We start from the raw sequence: 18,135 nt of genomic DNA, 5'->3' as shown, positions 1-18,135 counted from the left end.
AAAAACCGCCGGCATCCATAACCGTCTGGTTATGGATAATCGCCCTCGCGGTACGCGTGCCCCACCTCCCGCAGCACGTCTACACACCACTGCGCCGCCAGCGTCAGAGGCAGCGCCGGGTTACTGCACAGCCCCACCGAGCCGCCCGGTTCGCGCATGCCGAGCTCCAGTTCCACCAATTCGCCGCTGTGCAAATCCTGACGAACCGCGTCGAAGGGTGCGATCCATACCGCGTCACTGGATGCCACATAACGACGACTGAGGGTCAGGGACAGGGTTTCCAGACGCTGCCGAGGGGGCTGAATGCCGTGTTGCACGAACAGGCTGTCGGCGAACTGGCGAATGGTGGTCCCCGCCAGCGGCAACACCAGCGGAAAGTCTTCCAGTGTGGCGCGAAGGTCGCCCTCGGCGAGAAGCGGATGGCCCGCCCGCACCACCAGGGTCATGGATTCGCTGTAGAGGTGCTCAAAGCTCAGGCCGAGAATTTGTGGGCTGTCGGTCATGCGCCCGATCACCAGGTCCAGCTCGCCCAGCCGCAGCTGAGACAGCAGGTAAGCGCTAGGGCCCGTGGCGACGCTGACCACCAGTGACGGGTGCTGGGCGTGCAGACGACAGATCACTTCCGGCACCAGCAGGCTTTCAACTGTCGACAGCACCCCCAAACGCACCGTCACCGGCTCATGAATGCCCGACCGCAGGCTGTTCACCCCTTCGCGCAACGCCTGAACGCTGGGCCCGGCGTAGCGCATGAAGGCCACCCCCGCTTCGGTCAACGCCGCGCCGCGCTTGTTGCGCACGAACAGCGTCGCCGACAGCAGGCTTTCCAGCTCCTTGAGGGTCTTCGACAGCGCCGGCTGACTGATCGCCAGCTTGTCCGCCGCCTTCGCCAGACTGCCCTGCCTCGCGACCTCAAGGAAACACAGCAGATGGCGGAATTTGATGCGGGTGTCGATGTTCACAGTGGGAAAAACCTTCTAAAACAGTTGGGCGTCACGCGATTCGCCCCGATGACGAAGCCTTCAGCCCTGTGGCAGCCCGACCCACCGCCATCCCGGCCGTCGTCCCTCCGGCGGCTCCCACAGGTCGGGTGCCGTCCACACATTTCATGGTCAAGCCCAATCCCGTGGAAGATGGCGGAGGTTCACAGGCCCTTCCCCACAGGTTCGGCACCGTGCACACATCCCAAGGCAAACCCCAATCCCGTGGAAGATGGCGGAGTTTCACAGGCCCTTTCCCACAGGTGCGGCACCGTTCAAACATGCCAAGGCTAACCCCAATCCGTGGGAGACGCCGGAGGGACGACGGCAGCGACAGCGCCCGCAAGACCGGCACTCATCTCAAGCGCTGGCCACCAACGGCACGGTAAGCCGAAACGTGCTGCCCACACCCTGCTCGCTGCTGGCGGTCAGTTCGCCGCCATGGGCTTTGACGATCCCTTGCGAGATGTACAGCCCCAACCCCGTCCCGCTCGGGTTGCCTTCGCGGATGCGCCAGTAGCGCTCAAACACATGGGGCAGTTGCTCCGGCGCAATGCCGGGTCCGGAGTCGACGATGGTGATCGCGACAAAATCCCCTTCGACGGTCGCGGTGACACTGATCCGGCCCTCTTTCGGCGTGAACTTGATCGCGTTGCCCACCAGGTTCGACAACACCTGAAACATCCGCTCAGGGTCGGCCATGATCTTCAGGTTCGGCTCACCGGTAAAGGTCAGGTCGATGAATTTGTTCAACGCCAGCGGCAGCAGCAGTGACCACGCGTCTTCGAAAAACTGGCTCAATTCCAGCGGCTGCGGGTCGATGGAGTACCGCCCGGCCTCGATCTTCGACGTATCGAGCAAATCTTCCAGCAAGTTGGTCATGCGCGCCGTCGCCCGTTGCAGGGTGTCGATGGCGGAATTCAGCCGTTTCGACGCAGGGCTGACGTCCGCCGCGATCAGCCGCTGCATCATCCCGCACTGCATGACGATCACCGTCAGCGGGCTGCGCAGATCGTGGGAGACCACCGCCACCAGCTCATCTCGCGCTCGTACGGCGTCTTTCTCCCGCAGCACTTGCCGCGACAGATCCGACTCCAGCGCCGAGCGACGCAAATCGGTCACGGCGTACAGATCGCCAACGCTCCACAGGCGCGACGTGCCTTCCACCTGCTGTTTCCACACTTCAAACGATTCACGGGGCTGCAACCGATTGCCCACCAGCACCTTGGACGCGTCCGGGTTGCCGCTCCAGTGCACGCTGTCCCTGATTTCCGGGCGGAACCACAGCACGCCGTTGTCCACGGGTTTGGGCAACGTGAAGGCCAACACACCACTGGCGACCCGCTGATAGTCCACAGCGTCGGGAAACACTGCGCGCAGGCTGGAGGTTTCCAACACCGGTGAGGATTGCTCTCGCACCCAACCCAGCAACGCCTGCACCTGCTCGCGGGTCGGGCACTGGCCGAACAGGTGAACGTCCTGCTCGATGATGACCGCTGCCCCGGTGGCATCGGCCAGCGTCAACAGCTCGTCCGGATGCTCGATCAGGCCTTGGTACACGTCGCCGTCTGCCATGGCCATCGCCTGGGCCAACGAGGCAAGCAGGCTGTCCTTGGCCTGGCGTTGACGCTGTGCCTGCACCTCTTCCAGCGCGCTGATTTGCATCGACAGCACCTGGCCGATGGTCTGGCACGCGGCGCGCAACGCATGGGGCACTTGCAGCGGCTCGCGGTTGCCGCAGCTGATCAATCCCCACAAACGCTCATCCTTCAACAACGAGATGCTCATCGACGAGCGCACGCCCATGTTCTGCATGTACTGGCAGTGGATCGGCGAAACGCTGCGCAGCACCGCGTAACTCATGTCCAGCGGCTGTCCCGTGTCCGGCCGGAGCACGGGCACCATCGGCACGGGCACGTAGGCGGCATCGGGAATGATCCGCAGCCAATTGAGGCGGTAGAGCTCGCGGGCTTGCTCGGGGATGTCACTGGCCGGAAAGAACAGGCCTTGATACGCGTCGACCTCAGGGGTGGCCGACTCGGCGATGACCTGACCGTGCCCCTGTTCCTGGAAACGGTAGATCAGCACCCGGTCGTAGCCGGTCAGCGTCCGTATCTCGTTGACGCTGATGTCGTACAGCTCAGCGAGGGTTTTCGCCGATTGCAGTCGGCGCAGAGTCCGACTCAGGTGATGGTCCAGCGGCGGCAGCGCCGCCTGCTCATTGACGGGTTCCAGTTCGAGGAACAACAGGCCGTCATGCCGATGAATCAGGCCGTCTGTCCACTGTCCACCGCAGTGCAGGCGCAACGGATTGATGTCGTCCAGCGAGCCGATGACCACGGCCTCGCGCAAGGCGTCGGCCTGGTCCACACCCAGCCAGGTCGAGAGCGGCTGGCCCGCACGCAGATCGTCGGCGCCGCCGAGCAACAACGAAGCATTGGCGCTGGCCTGCTGGACGGTCCACGAGGCTTCGTCGAGGGTCAGCAGCACGCCGTGAGGCTGAATGGCGCCGGGGATGCGAATGGGTTCGTCAGCACAGTTTTTCAGCAACGAATCCAGGGTTTGCTCGGAAGTGGACGTCATTTCAACACCCCTGCGTGATCCAGCCAGTGTTCGAAACGGGTAAAGGTCTCGCATGCGGCGTCCACCAGACGCGGTGTTTGCTCAGGGTCGTCGAACTCCGCCAACCGGGCCAGAAACGCTTTCCACAAACGCCCGGTCTCACGGCCGTAGACGTCGAGAAATTCACCACCGGTGTCGGCGTCGATGCCCAGCCGGTCAGCGATGATCCGACGCAGCACCTGGCCGCCCAGCGTCGCGCCTTCCATCACGTACATCACGCCCAACAAGCGCGCTTCGCTGTCGATGACGGGTAATTCAGTGCAGAGGGGCAAACCGTCGACCTGCTCGCGGGTGAGGCCCAAGGCGTGAAGGTCTTTGATCAGCGCGGGGATTTTGTGCCGTGCGGGGTCAGGGGCGGCATCCAGAAAACGCTCGATGCTGTGCTGCAGCGGCACATGGAAGCCGTAATAGGCCTTGATAATGCGCGCATAGGTGGAGCGATCGAGGTCGGGGCTCGTCAGCGGCAGTCGTGCCTCCAGCGTCTTGTGCTGCACCGCCGTGGCCGCGCGCAACTGTTGCAACACGCTGGCGGGCGGCAACGATGAGGTAGAAAGGGCAATCGACTCGGGGGTAGCTTCAACCAAGGGGGTGTCCAGTCAGCAATGAAAAAGTGGGGCGTAGGCAGACATCCGCAATGTTCTGCCAAATAACTGTCTCGCACGGTAATGGACACCATGCCTGGGTGTAAACATGCGTCTCAAGGGCCTGCCTTATGCAACGGCAATCTCAAGCCCCTCCGGCGTTTACCACAGCCTTAGGGGTGCGTCAGAGCAGGCCCGGCAATCGGCGGCAATGGGCAATCGAGGATGTCGGCGACGGCGCGCATCAATTCGGCTTCGGCGGCAGTCACCCGTCCGTCATGTTCGACGCAGCGGGCCATGGCCTTGAGCAGTTGCGGCTTTTGCAACGGCCACAAAAGGTTCAGGCGGCTGACGGACGTGGCCAGGGATTTCAGGCCTGCCGGTGCGGCCATTTCCAGACCGGCGAGAGGCACTGGCAAACTGGCGCGGGCATGCACGAACGCCGCCTGCGCCTGATCCGGGTTGTCATGGCCTGCCCTGGCCAACGCGCTCAGCAGAACGGCAATATCATCGCCCAACTGCACAAGATCGTATTTCGCCTGGCGTTGACGCGGTGGATTCAAGCTGCGCTCGACGATCCGCAGCAGCGTCCATTCCCACATTTCGATCCGCTGATCCGCCTTGATCAATAGCGTCATGCTGTCCGTGAACCTGACGATGGCCTGCGTATTCATCTGTTTGAGCGCCGGGATCGCGAGGTCAATCAGCGGCAGGCGCAGGTCTTGATCCAGTCGTTGCAACGGCGTGACCAGACGCTGCAAACGATCCTCCAGTCGCGCCTCGATCCGGGGTTTCAGAAGCTGCAATTGCTGCTCCCTCATCGCGGCGTCGGACGACAGCAACAGGCCGTATACCAGCGCTTGCGCCCCGATCTCGTGGTGCGCGGCGTCGTAGAGCAGCCCGTCCAGTCGGGCTAACGCCCCTTGAGCCAAGGCCCGGTGCACCGGTTTCGGATCGCCAATCGACGCCAACGACTCTTCGATCCCGGCAAGGGTCAGGTTCAACCCGTTGTATTCGGTCGGTACGCGCACAGGCGGCGTCGCAGGAAAGTGCGTGTAAGCAGTCGGCCACACCACCTCGGGAAACACGCCGTCCCACTGCGGCTCGATGCGTCGAATGCGTTTCTTCAGCGGCGGGTGCGTGGCCATGAACCCCTCTACATAGGCCGCCACCCCCGCCGCGAAATACAGATGGCTGAACTCCGGTGCGTGACTCGCCTGCAAGTTCGAGCCTTGCCCATACCCGCCGATCTTTTTCAGCGCACCGCCGATGGTGGCCGGGTCCCGGGTGAACTGCACGGCGGAGGCATCGGCGAGAAACTCCCGCTCCCGGCTGACCGCAGCCTTGATCCAATTGCCGAAAAATGTACCGGTATAGCCCAACACCCACAGCGTCGCCCCGACGAAAAACAAAGGCAGCGCGGCTTTTTCGCCGTCTTTCGCGCTGCGCATGCCGAACTCGCCGATCAGCCCGATCACCAGAATCCCGTGCAGGACGGAGACCAGCCGGGTGTTCAGGCGCATGTCGCCGTTGTGAATGTGGCTGAATTCGTGGGCGATCACCCCTTGCAGTTCTTCCCGTGACAGCAGGCAAATGGCACCCCGGGTGATGCCGATCACGGCGTCTTGCGGGGTCAATCCGGCCGCGAAGGCGTTGATGCTGGTGTCGTCGATCAGATAGACCGGCGGCACAGGACTGCCCGAGGCAATGGCCATTTCCTCGACCACATTGAGCACCTTGCGCTCGTCGTCGTTGTGCTGCGTCAGGTTGATCAGCCGCCCGCCCAGGCGCTCGGCAATCGCCTTGCCGCCGCCCTGGAGCTGGCGGCTTTTGTACAACGACGCCAAGAGGATCACCAGCACCGTCACCAGCGCAATCGCGGGCACCAGGTTCCAGGCCACGTGCAAGGTTCGGTGTTTGCTGCCGCTGTCGGCCATGAATTGCAGGCCGACGCTCACGGCCAGGCTGGTCAAAGCCACCAGACCGGTGACCGCCAGCGTCATCAACAGCACCAGCCGCCCGGTGTTGCGGCGGGCGCGGTCTTGCTGCTCGAAGAAGTTCATCACGCGGTCCCTGCGGTGGGTCGATTAAAACGCCACCTTGGGCACGGCCTGAATCTGCGCGGTGTCGGCGAACTCCAGCACACCGGCATCGGCCTTGTGACCGAAGTTGGCGGCGAAAAACACCGGCGGGAAGGACTGTTTGTAGGTGTTGTATTCCATCACCGCGTCGTTATACGCCTGACGGGCAAACGCCACCTTGTTTTCGGTGCTGGTCAGCTCTTCGCTGAGCTGCTGCATGTTCTGCGAAGCCTTGAGGTCCGGGTAGGCCTCCATGGTCACGTTCAGACGACCCATGGCGCTGGTCAACGCCCCTTCGGCACTCCCCAGTTGCGCCATGCGTTGTTCATCTCCGGGCTGACCGGATGCCGCCTTGAGACCGGCCACCGCCTGATTGCGCGCACTGATCACCGACTCCAGGGTGTCGCGTTCATGGGCGAGGTAGGCTTTGGCGGTTTCTACCAGATTGGGGATCAGGTCGTGACGGCGCTTGAGCTGCACTTCGATCTGGGCAAAGGCATTCTTGAAGCGGTTACGCAACAGGACAAGTCGGTTGTAGACGCCGATGACGTAGACCACCGAACCAACGACGACAACCAGAAAAACGATAGCGGAGACGCTCATGCTGACTTCCTTGAGGTGCAATGACTACAGCGACGTGGGCTGCGGAATCTTAGCCCAAGTCGCTGCGAGACACATCAGGAAACCCTGTGATAAACCGGGCGATCAAAAAATGTAATCGGTGGTCAGGAAGCTCGACTCGCGATTGTGGATGATGTCGCTGATCAGCGCTTTGTTGTTCTCCTGGAACTTGGTCGCGACCAGTGTGCGGATCGAGAACACGCGCAGAGCGTCGTCCACCGAAAGCGTGCCTTCGGCCGAGTTCTTGCGGCCGTTGAACGGGAAGCTGTCCGGCCCGCGCTGGCATTGGGCGTTGATGTTGATGCGGCCTACCTGATTGGCGAACGCATCGACCAGTCGCCCAACCTGCTTGGAGTCGTTGCCGAAGATGCTCAACTGCTGGCCGAAATCCGAGTCCAGCACGTACTCAATGACGGTTTCCAGATCGCGGTACGCCACCACCGGCACCACCGGCCCGAACTGTTCTTCATGGTAGACGCGCATGTCCGGTGTCACCGGGTACAGCACCGCCGGGTAGAAGAACTGTCGATGGGTCGTGGCGCCGCCTTCGTTGACCACCTTGGCGCCTTTGCTCACGGCGTCATCCACCAGCCCTTGCAGGTAATCGGTCTTGCCCGGCTCCGGCAGCGGCGTCAGGGAAACCCCCGGCTCCCATGGCATGCCCGGTTTCAGCTGGGCGAGTTTTTCCTCGAATTTCTCCAGGAAACTGCCCACCACGTTCTCGTGCACGAACAGGATTTTCAGCGCGGTGCAGCGTTGGCCATTGAACGACAGCGAGCCGGTGATGGCTTCGGTCACAGCGTTGTCGAGGTTGACGTCGGGCAGCACGATGCCCGGGTTCTTTGCGTCGAGGCCCAGTGCCGCGCGCAGGCGGTGCGGCTTGGGGTGCAGTTTTTTCAGGGCGCTGGCGGCCTTGTTGGTGCCGATGAAGGCGAAGACGTCGATCTTGCCGCTGGCCATCAGCGCACTGACGGTCTCGCGACCGCTGCCGTAGATGACATTGATCACGCCGGCGGGGAAGCTGTCGCGGAAGGCTTCGAGCAACGGACGGATCAGCAGCACGCCGAACTTGGCCGGTTTGAAGACCACGGTGTTGCCCATGATCAGCGCCGGAATCAGCGTGGTGAAGGTTTCGTTCAGCGGGTAGTTGTAGGGCCCCATGCAAAGGGTCACGCCCAGCGGCACGCGACGAATCTGGCCGAGGGTGTCCTGTTCAAGCTCGAACCGGCTGGAGCGGCGGTCCAGTTCCTTGAGGGCGTTGATGGTGTCGACGATGTAATCGCAGGTGCGGTCGAACTCTTTCTGCGAGTCCTTGAGGTTCTTGCCGATCTCCCACATCAGCAGGGTCACGACGGCCTCGCGCTGTTCGCGCATTTTCTTGAGGAAGGTTTCGACGTGGTTAATACGGTCCACGACGCGCATGGTTGGCCAGGCACCCTGACCTCGGTCATAGGCTTTGACGGCCGCATCAAGGGCGGTCATCGCGGTGTCGGCATCCATCAGCGGCGTGCTGCCCAGGATCACGTCTTCGAGGCCTGTGTCGGTCTTCAGCGAAACCGGACTGAGCACCGGCGCCAACGGCCCCTGCCACTGATGCAACGCGCCGTTGACCAGGTAATCCCGCTGCTCGATGACAGGACCTGCGCGGAACGACTCGGGGATGTCCTCGGCACGCGGGTACAGGTTGTCCAGTTGGTTTTGCAGGGTCATCGCTCTTTACCTCTTCCAGTCGGCCAATGTGCGCCAGACACTACGCCACAGCTTGAAGAGAATGAAAAGAGTCAGGGGGAATGTCACGGGGGTGTGACAGAAAGGGTTGCGATCTCATGGCCGAACAACGAACCCCGTGGGAGACGCCGGAGGTTACGACGGCAGCAATAGCGGTCTGTCTGACACGCACGCGTTTGTCTGGACAAACCGTCCCTCAAGCCACTGCGGTTTGATTACGCCCCTGCGCCTTGGCCCGGAACAGCGCTTTGTCCGCGTCATTGAGCAACGCATGAACGCTCTGCCCTTCCGCCCCCATCGACGCCACGCCAATGCTGGCGGTGATCATTTCCCCGTGATCACAGCACAGCCGGGAGATGGTTTGGCGCAGTTGCTCCGCCCGTGTCTCGGCGGCGATGAGGGGCGTGTCGATCAGCAACAGCGCGAACTCTTCGCCGCCCAGCCGGCCGCAAATGTCGCCCTCTTTGGCGCACTCGCTGATCACGGCCCCGATCTGCCGCAACACCTGATCCCCGGCCTGATGCCCGTAAGAATCGTTGATCCGCTTGAAGTGGTCGATGTCCAGCATCAGCGCACTTATCGGCTGGCGGTTGCGTTTGCCGTGCGCGTACGTCTGCTCGGCGTGATGGAAAAACGCCCGACGGTTCTTCATCCCGGTCAGTTCATCGGTTTGCGCCGCCTGATTGGCGATGTCGCGAGCGTGCTCCATTTCCCGGGTCAGGCGAAACGCCGTCTCCATCGCCTCGGACAGTTTGCGGGTGGCAGTGATCACGAAAGACGCGAACACCAGCGACGCCACGGCCATGCCCACCTGCATCGTGCCCTGTTGAAACAGCAGCCAGAGCGAACACGGCAGCAAGACCAGCCCGATGGACACAATGGTCATCGAGCGATACGCCGAATAACAGGACACGGCGCTGACCGACATCCCCACCGTAAACAGCAACACCAGGGTCTGGATCAGCAGGTCATCGGAGCGCATCAACGCCAGCGCGCCTAACCCCCAGATCGTCGCGGACAGCACCAGCGTCAGCCAGTATTTGAGCTCCCAGCATTCAGGGGTGCGCGTGACGACAGGACTGCGGAAATACGTGACCAGCAGCGCTACCCTCAGCGCGGTGGACGCCCCCAATGGCATCAGCCAGCCAAACACCAGCGCGTGATCGATCCGGCTCCAGCACAGCCAACTCAGCATCACGGCGGCCAGAAAACTGCCCAGCACGGAGAAAACCGTTTGCCTGAACAGCAGCTGCAACCGATCCGTCCGCACCTGAGCATCGATCAGGGCTTTGCGCTCATGCTGAAACTCAACGAGGTACATCGAAATGGCCTGTCCATACTGCGGTCACAGGCGCGATTGTGGCACCGGGCCATGACCGCACACAACACGGACGCGCCGAAAGCGTCGACAATTCATGCTTTTACCGACCGTTCAAGCCAAAAAACGTCCCAACGCGCCATTTAGAGGCGGCGGTGATGACATCGGAGATCCGCCATCCCTCAATTTCCGCAATGTGCGCTGTTCTCACTGTGGGAGCGAATTCATTCGCGAAAGCCGGGACAGGCAATGGTGATGCGTCGCCCAAATAACCGTTCGCGAATGAATTCGCTCCCACAGGGTTCAGCAAAACCGCAATCTTGAATTCAGGGTTGTTCGGGGTCCATGAACTGCCGATAGAACGCTTCGGTGGCCAGGTTCTTGTCCTTGGCTTCGAACATGATGTCGAATCGATCCAAGAATTGCAGGGCGTAGCGGTTGGTCCAGTCGTTCCACATGCGGTCGCTGTGCAGGTACAAGTCGCGCTTGTTGACCACCTGAAGCAATGCCTCCATCTCCAGTTTCTGCTCGGCGGTGAAGCCCAATGCCTGAAGGCTTTCGGGCGGCTGCGAGTAATGCATGGCCGGCCGCACGCCGCGCCAACTGTCGATGATGCGACTAACGCGGGGATCGTCGGGGGCGATGTAACGGCTTTCATGAATCCAGCAGTGGTGAATGTCCAGCACCACCGGCGCCAGATCCGCCAGTTGCAGGCAGTCATCGACGCCGTAGGTTTTCTCGTCGTTCTCGAACGTAATGGACTGGCGTGCCACTTCAGACAGACGCGGCCAGACGGCGCGCACCCCGTCCGCACCGAGTCTCCCGGCGATGTGAATGTTGCATTTGAAATCCTGAAAACGGCGGCCGTAACCCATCATGCGGATCATGTCGGCGTGGTATTCGAACTCCGCAAGGCTGTTCTCCACCACGTCCGGACGGTCCGACCCCAGCACGCAGAATTGACCGGGGTGGAACGACAGCCGGATGTCCGCCGCCCGCGCAGTGTCGCCAATGGCCGCGAACAGGCTGGCCAACCGTGTCATGACCGAGGGCGCCTGATAAAACGCCGCGACCTTGGGGTGGCTGTAAAACGGCAGCAGGTCGCTGCTCAGCCTCAACATCCGCCGCGCCACCGGCAACTGTGCGACGTAACCCAACAGGCGAACTTGTGCGGCCAGGTTGTGCTCGACGATGTCCAGCAGCTTGTCCTGCGCCTCTTGCACGGTGACGCTGTCCATCCAGCGCAAGGTCGTGGTGCGCGGGTTGTAACCGCCCTCCAACGCCTTGAGTTCCTTGAGCGACAGTTCGCGCTCCGGGTGGCGGTACATGCAGGCGAAGCCGATGCGGGGTGTATTCACGAAAAGTCCTGAAGAGAGTCCTGATGACGGTTTTGACGGGGTGCCTCTCACAGCAGACGTCGCGACCGGGCCGGGAGTTCGGGTTATTTCGCCCCCTTGCACCGGTCGACGACAGGCGAGCACACTGGGACACACTTTGACATCTGTGCGTTCAACGCACACAGGAAGGATTGCACCATGACCACTCAAACCGAAACCGCCCTCCTCGCCGGCGGTTGCTTCTGGGGCATGCAGGACCTGCTGCGCCGCTACCCCGGCGTCGTGTCCACCCGCGTCGGCTACTCCGGCGGCGACGTGCCGAACGCCACCTACCGCAACCACGGCACCCACGCTGAAGCCATTGAAATCGTTTTCGACCCGGCGCTGATCAGCTATCGGAAAATCCTCGAATTCTTCTTCCAGATCCACGACCCGTCCACGGCCAATCGCCAGGGCAACGACATCGGCCTGAGCTACCGGTCGGCGATTTTCTACCTGAACGACGAGCAGAAGCACATCGCCGAAGACACCGTGAAAGACGTCGATGCCTCCGACCTGTGGCCTGGCAAAGTCGTGACCGAAATCAGCCCGGCCGGGGATTTCTGGGAAGCGGAACCGGAGCACCAGGATTACCTGGAACGCATCCCGAATGGCTATACCTGCCATTTCATCCGCAAGGATTGGGTGTTGCCGAAGCGAGCATAAAGGTCGTACGGATCAGTGACACACCAACCCATCGCTGATCTTCATGCTATCGACCAGAAACGCATTGCTGTGCACATCCCAAGCCTTCGCCTGCCCGCCGTCGGACTGCCATTCGCGCAGTCCGGCCTGGAGCAGACTCAGGCTTTTCGGGTCGGGGCGGGACAGATAAACCCGTGCGTCGCTGCTGGCTTCCAGGCGTTGCGGGAGCATGCGGTAGAAGCGCCAGTCAGGGGTTTGCAGGAGGCTGGTGAGGACCGTGCGTTCGTCGGCCAGCAACTGGCAGTCGCCCGCCATGAACGCTGTGGCTGCCCGAATCCCGGACACGTAGGTGTGGACCTGCGCGCCTTTTGTCTGCAGCGCGTGAATCCACGGGCTGCCATTGGCTACGCACACGGTCTGACCTTTGATTGAGGTTTGCGGCGCGTTGCGCAGGCTCAGCAGCGCGCCTTTTTCATAGGCTGAAGGGACGTCGCTCAACCCCGCCCGCTGCCGCTCCAGCCCCGGAATGTCGAGGCTGCCTGCGATGACGACATCCACTTCGCCCCTGCGCAGAAATCCGGCGACGTCCTGTGACGGGATCGCCGTCAATACCACTTTTACCCCAAGATACCGGCCCAATGCGGTGGCCAATTCGCTGTCCATTTCATCGGGCTCGGCGATGAGCGCATCGTTGCTGTAAGTCGGTCGCGGGTAGCTGCGCACACCGATGCGCAACATCTGCCGTGCCTGCGCCTGCAGCAATACCGGGCCCGGCCCCTGTTCGGCGCCATCGATCATTGGCAGCAGCCAGATAGCACAGACCGCTGCCGCGCCGAGCAACCCGGCCAGACTCCAGCGAATCCAGCCTCCGGTGAACGCTGCGCCGGTGTCAGCCCGCATGTTTCAACCCACGGCGCCAACGGGTGAAGCGACGCTCCAGCAGCGCCAGCAGGAAGTTCAACAACAGCCCCACCACCGCCAGCAGCAGAATCCCCGCGTACATGCTCGGTATCTGGAACACCTCCTGCGAATTGAGCGTCAGGAACCCCAGCCCGGAATGGGCGCCGATCATCTCGGCCGCCACCAGCGCGGTGATGCAATAGGCGCCCGCCAAACGCACCCCGGTAAAGATCGACGGCGACGCCGAGGGCAGGACGATTTTCAGGAACAGAAAACGGCGGTTGGCCCCCATCGACAGCGCCGAGTTGATCAGCAGGCTGTCCACCTGTTTGACCCCGCTGATGGTGCTCAACAGGATTGGCCAGAACGACGCCCAGAAGATGATCGCCACTTTCGACAGCTCGCCGATGCCCAGAAACAGGATGAACACAGGAAACAGCGCCAACGCCGAGGTTTGCCGGAAGAACTGCAATAAGGGGTCGAGAATCCGCTCCAGCCGCGCAAACCAGCCCATCAGCAGGCCCAGCGAAATGCCCGTGACGATGGCCAACGCGAGGCCTGCCAGAGACCGGATCAGACTGGCCTGAAGGTGTTTGAGCAACGCGCCATTACCCGCCATGTCGACGATGGCGCCCAGCACGGCCGACGGCGGGCTCAGGTAACCGGGGTTGACGATGCCCAGTCGGGGCAAGGCTTCCCACAACGCCAGGAAAGCCAGAATACCGATGGAACTGTCCACCGCGTGGCGTGAGTGTCGGGACCAGCGAGACAACACACTCATGCTCAGACCCCCACCTTATAGCCACCGAGCCGGGCGACCTGCTGCCAGCTTTCATGACGGGCGGCTTCTTCGACCTCCGCCGCATCCGGAACTACATTGCCCATGCCTTCGCGCAACGACGCCCACGCCCGCTGACGCAGATGAACGAAGGCATGGCTGTTGCGCAGTTGCGGCAACCGGGGACGTGGCAGGTCGATGTCGATGATCTCCTTGATCCGCCCAGGGCGCGGGGTCATGACCGCCACGCGGTCGGACAGGAAGATCGCTTCGTCGAGGCTGTGGGTGATGAACACGATGGTTTTTTTGTGCAGGTCCCAGATGCGCAGGAGTTCGTCCTGGAGCGTTTCGCGGGTTTGTGCGTCGAGGGCGGCGAAGGGCTCGTCCATCAGCAGCACGTCAGGCTCGTACACCAGCGAGCGGGCGATGGCCACGCGTTGGCGCATGCCGCCTGAGAGTTCGTGCGGGTAGCGGGAGGCGAAGCCCGTCAGGCCAACGAGGTCGAGGTATTCGCGTGCCCGTTCCCGTCGCTCGGTTTTGCCGACGCCCCGGATCTCCAGCCCCACGGCGATGTTGTCGAGCACCGAACGCCACGGCAGCAAGGCATAGCCCTGAAACACCACGCCCTGATTGCGGTTGATGCCCTGCAAGGGTTTTCCGTCGATCTCCAGCGTGCCGGCGGTTTTCTGCGCGAGCCCGGCGAGGATATTCAGGTAGGTGGATTTGCCGCAGCCGGACGGGCCGAGGATCGACAGGAACTCGCCTTCGCGCACTTGAAGGTCAAAGTCCTTCAACACCTCGACCCGCTCGGTTTTGCCTGATTCGTCCTGCGCCTGATATTCCATGTGCAGATTAACTGTGGAGATTTTGTGCACTGATGCCTCTTCTGTCCTTTGTAATGACCACCCCTTTCATTGGGTGAATACTGTTTCTTTGTGGGAGCGAATTCATTCGCGAAAGCCAGGACAGGCGATAAAGAGGCGTCGCCTGGAATATCTTTCGCGAATGAATTCGCTCCTACAGGGAATTTGCGTCAAGACAGGCACACATGCATCGCCCGACCCACCGCCTTCGCGGCCGTCGTAACCTCCGGCTGCTCCCACAGGTTCGGTGTCGCTCGCAGACCTTGAGCACGACGCCCTCTTCACTGTGGGAGCGAATTCATTCGCGAAAGTCAGGCGATGGAGAGGCGTCGCCTGAACAATCTTTCGCGAATGAATTCGCTCCTACGGGTAATTTGCGTCAAGGCCGGCACACATGCATCGCCCGACCCACCGCCTTCGCGGCCGTCGTAACCTCCGGCTGCTCCCACAGGTTCGGTGTCGGTCGCAGACCTTGAGCACGACGCCCTCTTCACTGTGGGAGCGAATTCATTCGCGAAGGGGGTTCAGACAATGAAGATTTCTTGGCTGTACCGGCCCTTTCGCGAATGAATTCGCTCCTACAGGTTTTGCAGCGGCTGCGTGACCGGGGGAATCCATGCCGACGCCCTGCGCTCAAGCTTTCGCCAGCGCATTGAACGCATTGGTGTACACGTCCTTCACGGCCACTGCCCCGGGCTTGATCTTCTTCTCGTTTTCAAGGATGTCGATGTAGTACTGAATGGGCGGCTCGGTCACCACCAGGTCGTCGACGTAGGCGTAGCGCTCCACCAGTTCCAGCGGCGTGCCGATGCGTTGGGAAACGATCTTGCGCGCCTCGTCGGGGTTGGCGTTGACCCAGTTGGCGGCCTTCGCAATCGCGGTGACGAAATCCTGCGTGGCCTCAGGGTTTTCCCGGATGAACTTGCCATAGCCGCTGTACGGCGCCATACCGCCCAGGCCTTTGTCGAGGTCGTAGTCGCTCCACAACTTGCGCAGTTCGGGGTTGTGTTCCGCGCCGCCGGACGCTGGCGGGTGAATGATCGCGATGTCGACGTTGCGGGTCAGCACGGTCTGTTCGCCCTGGTTATCGGGCACGACCACCCAGTTGATTTTGTCCACGTCCACATCGTGCTCACGCAGGTATTTCTTGGTCACGAACTCGGCACAGGCCCCGAAACTGTTGAAGCCTACGGTTTTGCCTTCCATGTCCTTGGGCGTGAAAATTCCCGAATCCGCGCGCACGAAATACTTCATGTGCGGCGCTTCCTGAAGGGTTTTCCCGCCCGCCGCGACCACCTTGAGGTCAAGGCCGCTGGCAATCGCCGAGATCACGAGGGGCACCATCCGCGAACCGAAGTCGATCTCACCGGTGCCAACCAACGGGATGATCTGCGGCGCGGCGATCTTGCCGATGTAATTCGGCCGGGTGCGGGTGCCCTCGAAATAGCCCAACGAGTCGGCGAGGTACACCAGGTCGAACGACGGGTTGTCCGGGTATTTGAAGCTGACCACCTGATCCGAGCGGTTCTTGATCACGGCAGGCGCAGCGTTGGCGGTCTTTTCCGGCTTGCCGCAGCCTGGCAGGATCATCCCGGCGGCCGCCGCCGTGCCCAATAACGCCACCTGTTTGATAAAAGCCCTGCGGCTGTTAAGCGTTTCCATGACGAGCGTCCTTGGTTATTTAAATCTTCGAGACAGGCACGCGTTATTCATGAACGGCAGGCACTGTTTAAATAAGAGGCTATGGCCGGAGCGACAATAATGAGGCGATGGATTCAGCGTCAATTGTCACTTGGATACTGGCTATAACGTTTTCAACTAAAGTTATGCCTGCTATCTGCAATGCCTTAGTTCGCAACTCCGATGGAATGACCGGTCAACGGTGAGGCCTTTGCAACCCCTGTCGCCGTTAAGGCGGCCTGCTAAGGGATGCGGCTTTCCGCCACCGCGCACGCGAATAACACCGCTCAAGCCAAGTGTTGATCCAGCAACAGTCAAACAACAGATACCCTGCCCTTGACACACATCAATTCGAAGCTGTGTTTACCGAGCCTGGTTAAATACCGATGTATTGCGCCTTTTAAATAACGGCCCGTTTACGGCACAGCCCTTGCAACTTCATGACCTCTACTGCGCACCGCTTAATGAATGACCCCACGAGCACCTGCCTGTTTTATCCCCTGCAAGATAAACAGGCGCGTGCCATTAACGGACGCTGGCTGAACACTCACGATTGCACGGAGTCATCCCATGAGCACACGCACTGACACCCTGAAACTCGGCCTCTTCCTGCGCGCCACCGGGCACCACATCGCGGCCTGGCGTGACACCGGCTCTCAGGCCGACGCAGGCGTCCGCCTGGACCACTTCATCGACCTTGCACGCAAAGCCGAAGCAGCCGGGTTCGACACGCTGTTTCTCGCCGACAGCGTGTCCGTGCGCGGCATCGACGCGCCGACCTTCGACCGAGTGATCGCGCCGAGCTTGAGTTTCGAACCGCTGACGCTGCTGTCCGCGCTGGCAGTCGTCACCTCGCGCATCGGTCTGGTGGCGACGGCCAGCACCAGCTACAGCGAGCCGTTCAACCTGGCGCGCCAGTTCGCCTCGCTGGACCAGATCAGCGGTGGCCGGGTCGGCTGGAACCTGGTCACCAGCAGCGACCCCGACGCCGCGAAGAACTTCGCCAAGACCGCAGAGGGTCAGCAGCCTGCCCACGCCGACCGCTACAGCCGGGCGCGGGAGTTTCATGAAGTGGTGCAGAAACTCTGGGACAGCTGGGAAGACGACACGCTGCTGCTGGACAAGGACAAAGGCGTGTTCCTGGACCGCACCAAGCTGCACCGCGCCGACCACCACGGCGAACATTTCCACGTGCGCGGGCCGTTGAACGTGCTGCGTTCCCCCCAAGGCAAACCGGTGTTGGTGCAGGCGGGGGCGTCTGAAGACGGACGTGATCTGGCAGCGGCCACCGCCGAGGCGATTTTCGCCGCGCACCAGAGTCTGGCCGATGCCCAGGCGTTCTACAGCGACATCAAATCCCGCGCTGCGGTGCTGGGCCGCAAACCCGAACACATCAAGATTCTGCCGGGGGTGACCATCTTCACCGCGCCGACCTCCGCCGAAGCCCATGCCAAGCATCAGCGGCTGCAAAACCTGGTGCACCCCGAAGTCGGCCTGAGCCTGCTGTCCGGCTTGCTGGGTGGGGTCGATCTGTCTCACTTGCCGCTGGATGGCCCGCTGCCTCAAGACCTGCCTGCCACCAACGCCTCGAAGAGCCGTCAGCAGTTGATCCTGCAACTGGCCGCCGAAGGCCTGAGCATCCGCGAGCTGTACCTGCGCCTGGCCGGTGCGCGGGGGCACTGGACGCTGGTGGGGTCGCCGGAAGAAGTCGTGGACCAGTTGCAGGCGTGGTTCGAAGGCTACGGGGCCGACGGCTTCAATATCTTGCCGCCGACCTACCCCGAGGGGCTGGACGATTTCATCGCCCTGATCCTGCCGGAACTGAAACGTCGCGGGCTGGTGCCGCAAGACGGCCCGACCGGCAACACCCTGCGCGAGCGTCTGGGCCTGCCCTTCCCCGCACACCCGGCGACCTTGCTTCGCGAGCCGTCGATTGCCGTCTGATTTCCAGAAAACCATGAGGCG

14 protein-coding genes are annotated in these 18,135 nt (G+C 61.8%); 2 read left to right on the top strand and 12 right to left on the bottom strand.

The genetic code is table 11. The annotated features are described in order from the left end of the window. Positions 1-29: 29 nt before the first annotated feature. The 8 genes from pcaQ to uvsE all read right to left on the bottom strand — a co-directional run bounded on the left by pcaQ (position 30) and on the right by uvsE (position 11,286). Positions 30-959 (bottom strand): pca operon transcription factor PcaQ, encoded by a 930-nt coding sequence (pcaQ, locus tag ACIQAL_RS18835; protein ID WP_401148183.1) that lies wholly within the window; start codon positions 957-959, stop codon positions 30-32. A gap of 378 nt (positions 960-1,337) precedes the next feature. Further along, on the bottom strand, positions 1,338-3,560 hold the full coding sequence (locus ACIQAL_RS18830; RefSeq protein WP_401148181.1) for an ATP-binding protein: 2,223 nt from the start codon (positions 3,558-3,560) through the stop codon (positions 1,338-1,340). Beyond that, positions 3,557-4,183 (bottom strand): biliverdin-producing heme oxygenase, encoded by a 627-nt coding sequence (locus tag ACIQAL_RS18825; RefSeq protein ID WP_401148179.1) that lies wholly within the window; start codon positions 4,181-4,183, stop codon positions 3,557-3,559. Before ACIQAL_RS18825 ends, ACIQAL_RS18830 begins: the two co-directional genes overlap by 4 nt. Before the next feature lie 170 nt (positions 4,184-4,353). After that, on the bottom strand, positions 4,354-6,243 hold the full coding sequence (locus tag ACIQAL_RS18820) for a M48 family metallopeptidase (RefSeq protein WP_401148177.1): 1,890 nt from the start codon (positions 6,241-6,243) through the stop codon (positions 4,354-4,356). Positions 6,244-6,267: 24 nt separating this feature from the next. Continuing rightward, positions 6,268-6,864, bottom strand: a complete 597-nt coding sequence (locus ACIQAL_RS18815) for a LemA family protein (protein WP_341957813.1) — start codon at positions 6,862-6,864, stop codon at positions 6,268-6,270. Positions 6,865-6,966: 102 nt separating this feature from the next. Continuing rightward, positions 6,967-8,592 carry an NADP-dependent glyceraldehyde-3-phosphate dehydrogenase gene (locus ACIQAL_RS18810; protein ID WP_401148175.1) on the bottom strand — a complete coding sequence of 542 codons (1,626 nt, stop codon included), beginning with the start codon at positions 8,590-8,592 and terminating at the stop codon, positions 6,967-6,969. Positions 8,593-8,806: 214 nt separating this feature from the next. After that, positions 8,807-9,931: a GGDEF domain-containing protein gene (locus ACIQAL_RS18805; RefSeq protein ID WP_401148172.1), complete on the bottom strand. Its 1,125-nt coding sequence runs from the start codon at positions 9,929-9,931 to the stop codon at positions 8,807-8,809. Between the two features lie 323 nt (positions 9,932-10,254). Next, positions 10,255-11,286 carry a UV DNA damage repair endonuclease UvsE gene (gene uvsE, locus ACIQAL_RS18800; RefSeq protein ID WP_401148169.1) on the bottom strand — a complete coding sequence of 344 codons (1,032 nt, stop codon included), beginning with the start codon at positions 11,284-11,286 and terminating at the stop codon, positions 10,255-10,257. A 177-nt stretch (positions 11,287-11,463) separates the two neighbouring features. Between uvsE and msrA the strand changes: the two genes are divergently transcribed. Then, complete coding sequence (gene msrA / locus ACIQAL_RS18795; RefSeq protein WP_341957806.1) at positions 11,464-11,970, top strand: peptide-methionine (S)-S-oxide reductase MsrA; 507 nt, start codon at positions 11,464-11,466, stop codon at positions 11,968-11,970. A 12-nt stretch (positions 11,971-11,982) separates the two neighbouring features. Here the strand turns inward: msrA and ACIQAL_RS18790 are convergent, their stop codons facing one another. The 4 genes from ACIQAL_RS18790 to ACIQAL_RS18775 form a co-directional block, all read right to left on the bottom strand. Further along, the gene (locus ACIQAL_RS18790) at positions 11,983-12,849 is read right to left on the bottom strand and encodes a substrate-binding periplasmic protein (protein ID WP_401148166.1); all 867 of its coding nucleotides are present in this window, start codon (positions 12,847-12,849) and stop codon (positions 11,983-11,985) included. Then, a complete protein-coding gene (locus ACIQAL_RS18785; RefSeq protein WP_401148163.1) occupies positions 12,839-13,630 on the bottom strand; it encodes an ABC transporter permease in 792 nt (263 codons plus the stop codon). The genes ACIQAL_RS18790 and ACIQAL_RS18785 overlap by 11 nt, the downstream gene beginning before the upstream one ends. Before the next feature lie 2 nt (positions 13,631-13,632). Next, entirely contained in the window at positions 13,633-14,502 is an 870-nt protein-coding gene (locus tag ACIQAL_RS18780; RefSeq protein WP_401148161.1) for an ABC transporter ATP-binding protein, read from the bottom strand. A gap of 621 nt (positions 14,503-15,123) precedes the next feature. Then, positions 15,124-16,152 carry an ABC transporter substrate-binding protein gene (locus ACIQAL_RS18775; protein ID WP_401148158.1) on the bottom strand — a complete coding sequence of 343 codons (1,029 nt, stop codon included), beginning with the start codon at positions 16,150-16,152 and terminating at the stop codon, positions 15,124-15,126. A 588-nt stretch (positions 16,153-16,740) separates the two neighbouring features. On the opposite strand from ACIQAL_RS18775, the gene ACIQAL_RS18770 reads away from it, so the two are divergent. Continuing rightward, complete coding sequence (locus tag ACIQAL_RS18770) at positions 16,741-18,114, top strand: LLM class flavin-dependent oxidoreductase (RefSeq protein WP_401148155.1); 1,374 nt, start codon at positions 16,741-16,743, stop codon at positions 18,112-18,114. Positions 18,115-18,135 lie beyond the last annotated feature (21 nt).

Source organism: Pseudomonas sp. NPDC088368, from assembly GCF_044753445.1.
GTDB lineage: Bacteria > Pseudomonadota > Gammaproteobacteria > Pseudomonadales > Pseudomonadaceae > Aquipseudomonas > Aquipseudomonas bambusae.
The sequence above is the reverse complement of the archived record's forward strand: the minus strand, read 5'-3'. Positions and strand labels throughout refer to the sequence as shown.